The 10000-nt window shown below is 59.7% G+C and carries 10 protein-coding genes; 5 read left to right on the plus strand and 5 right to left on the minus strand.

All coding sequences use genetic code 11. The annotated features are described in order from the left end of the window. From LDL37_RS01290 to LDL37_RS01300, 3 genes are all read right to left on the minus strand, one after another. Positions 1-1398: S9 family peptidase (locus tag LDL37_RS01290; protein WP_290793204.1), on the minus strand; the 1398-nt coding region annotated here is incomplete at its 3' end. A gap of 67 nt (positions 1399-1465) precedes the next feature. Beyond that, positions 1466-3868 carry a glycosyl hydrolase 115 family protein gene (locus LDL37_RS01295; RefSeq protein WP_290793207.1) on the minus strand — a complete coding sequence of 801 codons (2403 nt, stop codon included), beginning with the start codon at positions 3866-3868 and terminating at the stop codon, positions 1466-1468. Beyond that, a complete protein-coding gene (locus LDL37_RS01300) occupies positions 3865-5703 on the minus strand; it encodes a glycoside hydrolase family 2 TIM barrel-domain containing protein (protein WP_290793209.1) in 1839 nt (612 codons plus the stop codon). The genes LDL37_RS01295 and LDL37_RS01300 overlap by 4 nt, the downstream gene beginning before the upstream one ends. Positions 5704-6150: 447 nt before the next feature. On the opposite strand from LDL37_RS01300, the gene LDL37_RS01305 reads away from it, so the two are divergent. Continuing rightward, on the plus strand, positions 6151-6693 hold the full coding sequence (locus LDL37_RS01305) for a DUF4142 domain-containing protein (protein WP_290793212.1): 543 nt from the start codon (positions 6151-6153) through the stop codon (positions 6691-6693). A gap of 87 nt (positions 6694-6780) precedes the next feature. Further along, entirely contained in the window at positions 6781-7323 is a 543-nt protein-coding gene (locus LDL37_RS01310; protein WP_290793215.1) for a glutathione peroxidase, read from the plus strand. A gap of 165 nt (positions 7324-7488) precedes the next feature. Here the strand turns inward: LDL37_RS01310 and LDL37_RS01315 are convergent, their stop codons facing one another. Next, complete coding sequence (locus LDL37_RS01315) at positions 7489-7860, minus strand: helix-turn-helix transcriptional regulator (RefSeq protein ID WP_290793218.1); 372 nt, start codon at positions 7858-7860, stop codon at positions 7489-7491. Positions 7861-7937: 77 nt separating this feature from the next. After that, positions 7938-8546: a helix-turn-helix transcriptional regulator gene (locus tag LDL37_RS01320; RefSeq protein WP_290793221.1), complete on the minus strand. Its 609-nt coding sequence runs from the start codon at positions 8544-8546 to the stop codon at positions 7938-7940. A 175-nt stretch (positions 8547-8721) separates the two neighbouring features. On the opposite strand from LDL37_RS01320, the gene LDL37_RS01325 reads away from it, so the two are divergent. The 3 genes from LDL37_RS01325 to LDL37_RS01335 all read left to right on the plus strand — a co-directional run. After that, on the plus strand, positions 8722-9420 hold the full coding sequence (locus LDL37_RS01325) for a pirin family protein (protein ID WP_290793224.1): 699 nt from the start codon (positions 8722-8724) through the stop codon (positions 9418-9420). Beyond that, positions 9421-9645 carry an NF038104 family lipoprotein gene (locus LDL37_RS01330; protein WP_290793227.1) on the plus strand — a complete coding sequence of 75 codons (225 nt, stop codon included), beginning with the start codon at positions 9421-9423 and terminating at the stop codon, positions 9643-9645. Next, a partial coding sequence (locus LDL37_RS01335; RefSeq protein ID WP_290793230.1) for a hypothetical protein occupies positions 9645-10000 on the plus strand: 356 nt, incomplete at its 3' end. The genes LDL37_RS01330 and LDL37_RS01335, both read left to right, overlap by 1 nt.

The raw sequence follows: 10000 nt of genomic DNA on the forward strand, positions 1-10000 counted from the left end.
GAACGGTCCGTTATCGAGCGAGACGAAGCGCTTGCCAAAGCCGGTCGAGCCGCGCACGTTCGGATAGAAGATGGCGATGCCCAGCTCATTGAGCAGGTAGTTGTTGCGCCCCAGGAAACCGGTCGTCGATTGCCCTTCCGGCCCGCCGTGAATATTGATGATCAATGGCCGCTTGCCGGGGAATTTTTTGGGGTCCGGGCGATAGAGGAAGCCCGACACCTTTTCCTTGTCGAACGAGGTGACCTCGACAAATTCCGGCTCGGCATTGACATTGGGGTCAAGCCCGCCCGTCTCCGACTGCGTCCAGCGCTTTACCGCCATGGTTTTGGGATCAATCGAATAGGCATCCGATGCCGCCTTGGCCGAAGCGACCGTGACGCCAATCTCTCCCCAGGGCGCGATGTCAAACCCACCGACCGTGCCCTGCGGCAGGGAGGTGACCGGTGTGGATGTGCCCGTCTTCGGGTCCAGTAGTTTCAGGCGATAGACACCGGCTTCATTGACCGAATAGGCGATGAAACTACCGTCATCGGCGATGTCAAAACTTTCGACATCCCATTTGGGATCGGGTGATTTGGGCGTGAACTTGCCCGTCTTTATATCCAGCGTCCCCAACCGCTGAAAATCAGAGCCAATATCCGACGTCACCCACAATGTACCGTCCGGCGCAAACTGCACCCCGCCCCAGGCGATATCGGTCTTGTGGTCGCCGATGGGGGTCATCTGCCCCGACTGGAGGTCCAGCAGATAAAGGTTCGACTTGGTGACCGAGATATATTGCGCGACCACCGCCGTCTTCTTATCCGGCGCGAAGTCCGCGAACCCCCAGCCGCCGCCACTGACCTGTGCCACCATACGGTCGGTCTTCGGATCACGCGGGTTCATCACGTAAAGGTCAGTATCGGTGCCGTTGCGGCGGGTCGAGCTATAGGCGATCAGCTCGCCATCCTTGGAAAAGCCCTGAAAATTATTACGGCTCTTGCCGTCGGTCAGCAGGGTCAGACGGCCGTCTTTAAGCGTATAGAGCTGAAAAAACTCATTGCCACCCGTATCTTTGGACACCAGCAGCACGTCGCCTTTCGGAGACAGGGTGCCGCTGACCGGCTCGGCTTCAAACGATATCTGGGTGCGCGCCCCCATCGGCATCCTGACGCTGTGCAGTTGCGCCGTATTGCCAAAGCGCGTCGAAATCAGCATCGAGCGGTCGGTCGGGTCCCAGCCGCGGAAGCTGGCCGTGCGGAACTCCATATAGGGCCGCGTGGCGGCGACAATGCTGTCCGGAACCGCCGGGATACCATCGGCGATCAGATTGGCCGGCTTTTCGGCATCGGCCAAAGCCATCATCGGCATGAGCGACACGCCCGCCGCCAGAGCCAGAGTCAACAGGGATGTACGCATAATGAGAGCCTCCCATCTGAGAATGAGGACCGACTAAACCACACTCCCGAAACATCTGAAACGACTTTTATGGACAGGTTCCGGGGGTGAAATCGATACCATCGAGAATAAGGTCAGGCCGCAATGACCGAAGCTGTACCTCTTGTCGCCCGCCACCGAGTGTCAGGGGCACAGAGGCCGTCAGGCGATTATGCAGCACGCCCTGCTGCCATGCCTTGTCCTGCGGTCCGCGGGCGTAAGTCAATGGCGTGGTCACCCCGTCCGTCTTGAGATCAAGTGACCAAGCGGCCGCCCCGTCGGTCGGGAAAACCGGCAGGATATGGGTACTGACGCACCACGTCCCGGCCTTGGGTAGATCGGGACGCAGGCTGACGACCGCATCCGCCCGCAAGGCGCGCAAACTCCCTTCGCCGCGCCCGAGGCCTTCGATCCGCCGCCAACCCCTGGCCACACCGCCTTCCGCCTCAAGGCGGATCACCCCGTCATCGGCCAGACGATAGACAGGTAATTCCCCCGTCTGAGCCAGCGTCGCAGTCGGCAGAACCGGCGGTGACAGGCGGAACGAGGTCCACAGGGCATCCGCGGGTTCTTCGGCAATTATGCCCGCCCACTTACCGCTGTTGTAGCGTGCCGTCAGCGCCTTGATCTGCGCGTCGAACGCGCGGGCCCGTCCCGCATAGAGCCCGCCCAGACGCGGATTGCGCTCATATTCCGCTACATAGGCCTCCAGCGCGAAAAACCGCCGGTTGGCCAGAGCCGAAGCCTTCAGCGGGTATTCGACCAGTTGAAACAGACCCGGATCGTCGCTTTTCAGCGCCTCGACATCGGTCATCAGGTTTTCAAAGGCGCTCACCCGCTCAAACACCTGCCGCGGCGACAGGCCGGAGCGCCGCGCCTTCTCGCCGGGCAGGTAGTATTGCAGGTGTTCCGGGCGGCGTTCGAAATTGAGCCGGTAATAGCGATCCCACAGGTCGCCAATCACCGCCGACTTGTCTGCACCAAAGGTTTCGCCCGCCAGTCGCGTCAGATACTGCTTTTGGCTGAGGGCACGCACGCCCTTCACATCCCAGGCCAGATCGAAAAAGTGGGTCAGATTGACCTCTGACGGCTTGATATCTCCGGCATTGACGACCCACAGACGGTCCGCGCCATTGTCATAGGCGCGCGTCATCTCTTCGGTCACCAGAGCGGGCGGCGTGGTCGAGAGCCAAAGATAGGAGAGCGGTGCCCCCAGATAGGACAGGTGATAATAGACGCCCGACCGGCCCGAACGCTTTTGTTCTGCAGCATTGGGGAAGTAGCGGATATAGCCGAAATTGTCGTCGGGCCACACCAGGGTTACATCCTCCGGCAGGTCTATTCCGGCACGGTAGATATCCAGAACTTCCTTATAGGGCACAAAGACTTGCGGGAGTGTTTTTGGATCACCGACCGTATCTTTCAACAGTTGACGCTGATCCGACAGAATGCGGTTGAGCAACGCCTGTTTCTCTGCGGTCGTCGAAGCCCCGACAATGCCGGAATCGTGGATGCCCCGCATCCCCAGTGTGTACATATTTTCATAACGACCATTGGTTTTGAGACGCGCTTCCCAATAGGCGCGCACCCCCTGCGGATGGGTCGCGTAGTTGAACCGCTCACCCGGTTCGGTCCATTCCCCGACATTGTTCCGCAGCATGGGCTCGGCGTGAGAAGAACCCATAACAATGCCATAACGTTCGGCTAAAGCCGCGTTTTGCGGGTTAGCGTTGAACGGGGCAGACACCTTATGCATGGCCGGCCACAGGGTATTGGCCTTCAGGCGCAGCAAGAGCTGAAACACCTTCTCGTAGGTTTTGGGACCGATATTGCCCGTTTCCGGATCGAAGGTCTGCGCGGCCCAAGGGAAGAGCCCCCAGTCTTCATCATTTATGAAAAAACCGCGATAAGTCACGGAAGGTTTTGAGAAATAAGGCTTAGGCACCGAGACATTCAGTCCCTTTCTCACCGGCGTCACATCGGCCCACCATACCCACGGCGACACCCCCAAAGCGCGCGTCAGGTCATAGACGCCAAAGGCGGCACCCCGCCGATCGGACCCCACAATGATCAGGGCGCGCTCAATGCCCGCCGCGGGCTTCGATACCACCGCCGTCAGTGAACATTCCCAGCAGTTTTTCAGCCGTCCGACATCCAGTGCGCCCGCCTTGATCAGCGCATCAATACCGGCATGATGGCCGGGCGTTCCGACCCAGACCTGCGTTCGGGCCGATGACGCCACTGTGACCGCCTGCGCCTGCCCCCCCAACCGTGCGATATCGTCGGCCAGATCACGTGCGGCAATGCCCAACAACTCGGCATCGCGGGCGTCATAGACAATCGCGGCCCCGTTCAGGTCCAGAGAGCGCGACGTAACGGCGGGCGACACGACCACCTGCGCAACAGCCGGGGTGGCCACACAGGCCATCAGTGCTATCAGCCAGCGCCTCAAGGCTGCTTGTCCTGATAATAGGTGGCCAGGACATCAAAAGCCTGTTTACGCACACCGGTTTCCGAGAGCAGTCCTTTACGATTCCAGCCGTTCTGATAGATCGGGTGTTCGCGACGGGGCGACTGGAAGTCCTTCAAAATCCACGGCGACATACCATTCAGGGTCGGTATCCTGTCGGCCATTTTCAGGGTCTGGCGATAGTATGCCGCCTGATAGTCCTCGGAAAACTTATGCATAGCGGTCGGGTCGCGATAGCCCGCCAGCGCATCGGCCCCGAACTCCGACAGGATCAGCGGACGGTCCGCCGGCACATTCCAGTGCAGACCCGGCAGGGCCGACAGCGGATCATCGCCATACCAGCCGGCATAGGTATTGACCGCCAGCACATCCAGCTTATCCACCAGCGGGTCGGCCAGATAGATGTCATTGCCCTTGCGCTCGACCAGCAGAGCGGCACTGATCAGGCGCGTCGGGTCAAGCGCCCGCACATTGTCGGCCATGGCGGCATGGAATTGGGTGCGCGCCGCTGACACCGGGGTTTCGTTCCCGACGCTCCACAGGATGACCGAGGCCCGGTTGCGATCCCTGAAAACCGTCTCCGCCTGCATCCTCAGCGCCTTTTGCAACACCGCGGGGTTTTCCCAATCGACCGTCCAATAGACCGGGATTTCGCTCCACACCAGCAGCCCCATTTCGTCGGCCAGACGCAGGGTCGTCTCCGAATGCGGATAGTGCGACAGGCGTACATAGTTGCCGTGCAGGCCGTATTTGATCTCGGACAAAAGGGCACGTGACGCCGCTTCCGTCATATTGCGTGCCGGATGGCTGCCGAATTCTTCTTCGTGCAGTGAAACGCCTTTGAGAAAAATGAGCTTTCCGTTCAACAGTATCTGGTGGCCTTTGACCGTGATGGTGCGAAAGCCAATCCGGTCGCTCAGCTTGTCATCAACGGTTGAGAAGCTCACCTCATAGAGGACGGGCGTCTCCGGCGACCAGAGTTTCAGTGCGCGCGGCGCTTTCAGATCAAACACGGCCTGACCGTTGCTATCCGTCGTCGCAGATACCGTGGCTTTCAGTCCCGCAATGTTCAGCGTAACGACTTGCCCGGCGGCGCGGGGGCCGTTCAGTTGCGCCATACCTTTCAGACGCCCCTCCGGCGTCAGGGTCAGGGTGGCGTCATCGACAAAGGTTTCTGGCGTATAGATCAGCTTCACAGGACGCGTAATGCCGCCGTAGAGGTCCCAGTCGGTGATCGCCGTCGGAATGGACTGAGCGTCATGGGTGGAATCCACACCGACGCTGAGGCGGTTTTCACCGGCGCGCAGGGCGTGCGTGACCTCGATAACGAACGGCGTGAAACCGCCTTCGTGGCGGCCAATTTCCTTGCCGTTCAGATAGACATAGGCCTTGTAGTTGACCGCTTCGAACCGCAGAAAAGCGCGTTTCCCGTCAAACACTTTGGGGGTAAACTTGCGCTGAAACCAGATCAGCCCGTCATAATAGCGCAGTTCGGGTTCGGCAGCATTCCATGCGCCGGGTATCGCCATTTGCGGACCACGATCAAGGTCAAATTCAAAGAAGGTCGCCCCACCTTTGGCCTCTTCGGCGGCCACATCCACATCGCGGTAACGCTGCATCCGTGACTTGGCCACCCAGCCATTGATATCCGTCAGACCCGTGCGATAGAGGTCCCTGGAATAGGTCCAGGGCCCTGACAGGTCCTGAACCTCACGATACGCCGCCCCCGTCAAAAGGTAGGCCGGCCGCACATCCTGCGCTGCCGCCGGTAGGGCAAACAGGGCCAATACCGCCAAAATGGTGGAAACCCAACGCATGACCACTCTCCCTCCTGCAATCCTTATCAGACCTAATAATTTTATTGGTAAGACCTTTTAACGTCCCAAAAGCTCAACTTCAATCAAATTCGATCCATAATGCACGTTACTCGGCCGAACCATTGCGCTTACAGCCCTGGATTTACGGTCGTCTTATCACCTCTAATGCGCAGCCCATGTCATTCTTATCGCGTTCAACGCTAAGTCTGCAAAATAGACGAATATCCCGATCACGGATCAACAGATCGCAAAAAGCGCCCCAATCCGAACGGTTTAACGCCACGATTGCGCCGGAAAGTCGGCGCATCTTCTTTCTGAACGCTCAATGGCCGAACGCCATGCCCCTAAATCATGATGGTCAGGGCTGGCGGACGGCTGATGAACAGACGCCGACGGCCCTCTTCAAAAAAGCAGACACTGTATCGTTTTTTCATAGGGGAGAGGTTCATGACCCCGCATCTGCTGTCTGCCCGTCGCCCAAACAACGCCTTGCCGCTTCGCCGTGCCCCGCGCTCTAGCCTGTCCGCGGCGTCGGTGCCGAACATTGTCGATATATTCGTAGGCCTCGTCTCGCGCCTGAACGCCGTCGCCATTCAGGTCCACCGCACGGCCTCCCTGCGTTCAGAGTGCGCTGATATTCGCGCCTATGCCCGCCATATGGGTGAAAGCCATGTGTGGCTGAACGAGGCCCTGCTGACGGCGCTGGAAAAGGCCGGGTCGTCGCTGACGCCGGACTACCTGCCCTCACCTGAACAGCAGGACGAGATCGACGCCCTGCAACTGAGCGAGGCCGCGCATTTCGATATCGACTATATCCAGTTCCAGAACCGGCTCTATCTCGACATGCTGAGCCTGTGCGAGCGCTTCCTGCGCACGCGCACGCCGATGGCCAATCTCAACATCTACGCCCTGACCCTGTGCGACTATCTGAAATACCACCTGAGCCAGTTTGCGCCGACACTCTCGACGGCGCGGGCCTCGGCCGCGTAGGACGCGCTCAACGGTCTGTGATCAAGATGGATTTTCGTTTGCATGGCCGGAGGGATCGCCTATCCTTCTCAATATATGGAGGATTTGATGGGCGCACTGTACGATATCCCGCTGAAGCGGATTGATGGGACGCAAACGTCGCTGGGTGACTATGCCGGTAAGGTGTTGCTGGTCGTCAATGTCGCCTCGAAATGCGGCCTGACCCCGCAATACGAGGCGCTGGAGGCTCTCTACCGCGACAAGCAGGCGCAGGGTCTGGAAATCCTCGGCTTTCCCGCCAACAACTTCATGGGGCAGGAGCCGGGCACGGATCAGGAGATCGCCAGCTTTTGCCAGACGGCGTTCGACGTGTCCTTCCCGCTGTTTTCCAAAATCAGCGTGGCCGGACCGGACAAACACCCGCTCTATGCGGCCCTCACCGAAGCTTTACCCGACGCCGCAGGTGCCGAACTGATGCGCGAAAAGTTTGCCGGTTATGGCTTCCCGCCGACCCCGCGCGGCGAAATCCTGTGGAATTTCGAGAAGTTCGTCGTGGGCCGTGACGGTAAGGTCGTGGCGCGCTTTTCTCCGGACGTTGCCCCGGACGATGTGCGCTTGGTCGATGCTCTCAACAAGGCGCTGGCGGCTTAGAGCGGATTTCGTTCAGGTTGAATCGAAACGAAGTTCGGCTCAGCCAAATTCCGCTCTAACCTTTTGTTTGGTCGCGCATTTGATTCCGAAACGGAGTTCGGCGAAGCCAAAACCGTTGCACACTTTTCGGAATGCGCTCTAAACCCCACTTTTTCGAAGCCGACGTCAGGCAAACGCCCGCGCCGCCAGCAAAAGCGTGTGCAGTTGCGCGCGGCTGAGGCGGCGCAGTTCCGGCAACAGGCGCGGCTGCGCCAGATGCACGATCTGCGCGTCGCGATACCAGGGCGTATCCGTCAGCGGATGCGCGACACCATTTACCGGCGGCAATATATCCATCGGGTGCGCCCCCAACTGCTCACAAATGCGGATCAGCATGGAGCAACTGACTCGGTTGGCAGCCTTTTCGTACTTCTGTAGCTGCTGAAAGGTGACGCCCAAACCCGCCGCCAGATTTTCCTGCGTCAGGCCACGCGCCTTGCGGATCAGGCGGATATTCTGCCCTACCGCCACATCAACCGGATGACCTGTCTCGCGCATAACGTCTCCCCTCTTGCAAGAAGGAGAATGCCGACACACGCCCAGATTGTCAATTCATTTTATGCGTTTGATGCGATTCAATCAGGCTCGCCACGCAGAACAATGGGGTAAACCCCTGTAATATCAGCCATATTCAGGCCTTGCGTCACCCGCCGGTGTGCATCACCTTCGGCCACCCAATACTCAACCCACAGCTCAGCCGCCTGCCGCAGATAAAAGCGCGGGAGGCTGCGCCCATCGCGCAGGCGGATGATCACCCCCTCCCCCGGCTGCGGTAAACGCTCGGTGTCATAGATGGCGAGGCTGCCCACGCGCAGATAGGGGCTCAGGTCGTCCGTCTGAATACGCACCTGTTGCAGACCGGGCCGATGGAACGGCGCCAGATCGACGCCCCCCGAAGCCGCAAGTCCCGCCGCAAACCCCTGCGTCCCCTCTTGGGTCGCGTAAGGCATATCGGTCGCCAGCAATTCCGCCTCGGCCTCCAGATCGCGCAGCGTAAAGCCCAGCGCCCGCACGACTTTCGCGCGTACGGCCAGACGGTCGAGAAAGGCCCGGCTGTCGCCGCTTTCATAGCGCGCCCAGGTGGGTTGCGACGTACCGGCGGCCTCCGCCGCCTTGTCCTGCGACAGGCGCGCCCGCATCCGTAGCTGCGCCAGAGCCTGTCCGTAGATGAGCGCCTTGTCCAAATCTCGCCTCCCGCTTGCAGCATACTGCCGCAAGCGAGCGACAGACAACAGCCCTAATTCAAGGCCTGAGTTGCAATTTTAGCAACGAAGCGTTTTCAATTCACCCTCTATGCGCAACGCTGCATCCGCCTATATTGACGCTCAACAACACCCTTTATTGCGAAAGGCCTACGCCATGATCCAGCATCGCCCCTTTGAAAAGCTCTATAACGCCAAACACGGCTGGCTGAACGCCCGTCACCACTTTTCGTTTGCCGACTATTACGACCCCAACAACATGGGGTGGGGGTCGATCCGCGTGTGGAATGACGACGAAATCGACTCGAAGTCGGGCTTTCCGCCGCACCCCCACGCCGACATGGAAATCATCACCTATGTTCGCGAAGGCGCCATCACCCACGAAGACAATCTGGGCAATCGAGGCCGCACCGAAGCCGGCGATGTTCAGGTGATGTCGGCCGGAACCGGCATCCGTCACGCCGAATATAATGTCGAGGACGTGCTGACCAAGATCTTCCAGATCTGGGTCATCCCCGACAAACGCGGTCACGCCCCGCGCTGGGGGGCCAAGCCCTTCCCGAAAAGCGACCGGGCGGGCAAGTTCGTGGCGCTGGCGTCCGGTTTTGATGACGATGCCGAGGCGCTGAAGATCAACACCCCGGCCCGTCTTCTGGGGGCGACGCTCCTCAGCGGCCAGTCGGAAACCTACGCGCCGCAAAAAGGCCGTCATGTTTACGTGGTCTTAGCCGCCGGACGTGTTAAGCTTAACGGCCTTGAGCTGAACGCGCGCGACGGGGCGGCCATCATCGACGAAGATGAGCTGACCTTCGAAGCGCTCGAAGACGCCGAAATTCTTCTTCTGGATGCTGCCTAGATGCGCTTGAAACCGCTCCTTACCCTCACGGCCCTGATCGGGTTTCCCCTTCTGCTTCAGGGCTGTACAGCCGTAGCCGTCACCGGCGCGGCGGTCGGCACCGCCGTGGGGGTAACGGGAGCGGTCATAGGCACCACAGGGAAGGTCGTGGGCGCGGCCATCCCTGACGGCGACGACAAAAAGAAGGATAAAAAAGACAAGAAGAACAAGAAGGACGAGGACTGATGCGGCTGTCTGCCTTGCGCCCGATCGCGCTTGCGTCCCTGCTTGCCCTCGCCGCCTGCGGGCCAAAGATCGAAAAACCACCAGAGCCGGAATCGACTCAGGTCGATTCTCTGGCCGGCGTCGATCTCAATGCGCCGCTAAGCGTAATCGGCACCGAGCCCTTCTGGTCGCTCAGCCTGACCGAACGCGATGTCACCTTTGAACGGCCCGGCGATGACGCGCAGGTCTTTCCGCGCCATCTGTTTGAGATCAACAAGGACAAGAGCGGGCCCAAGCGCGCTGAGTTATTGTCGAATGAAATCAGCCTGACCCTGATTGCCCAGACCTGTTCGGACGGCATGAGCGACCGCGTCTA

The sequence above is a fragment of the Asticcacaulis sp. genome, assembly GCF_020217185.1.
GTDB lineage: Bacteria > Pseudomonadota > Alphaproteobacteria > Caulobacterales > Caulobacteraceae > Asticcacaulis.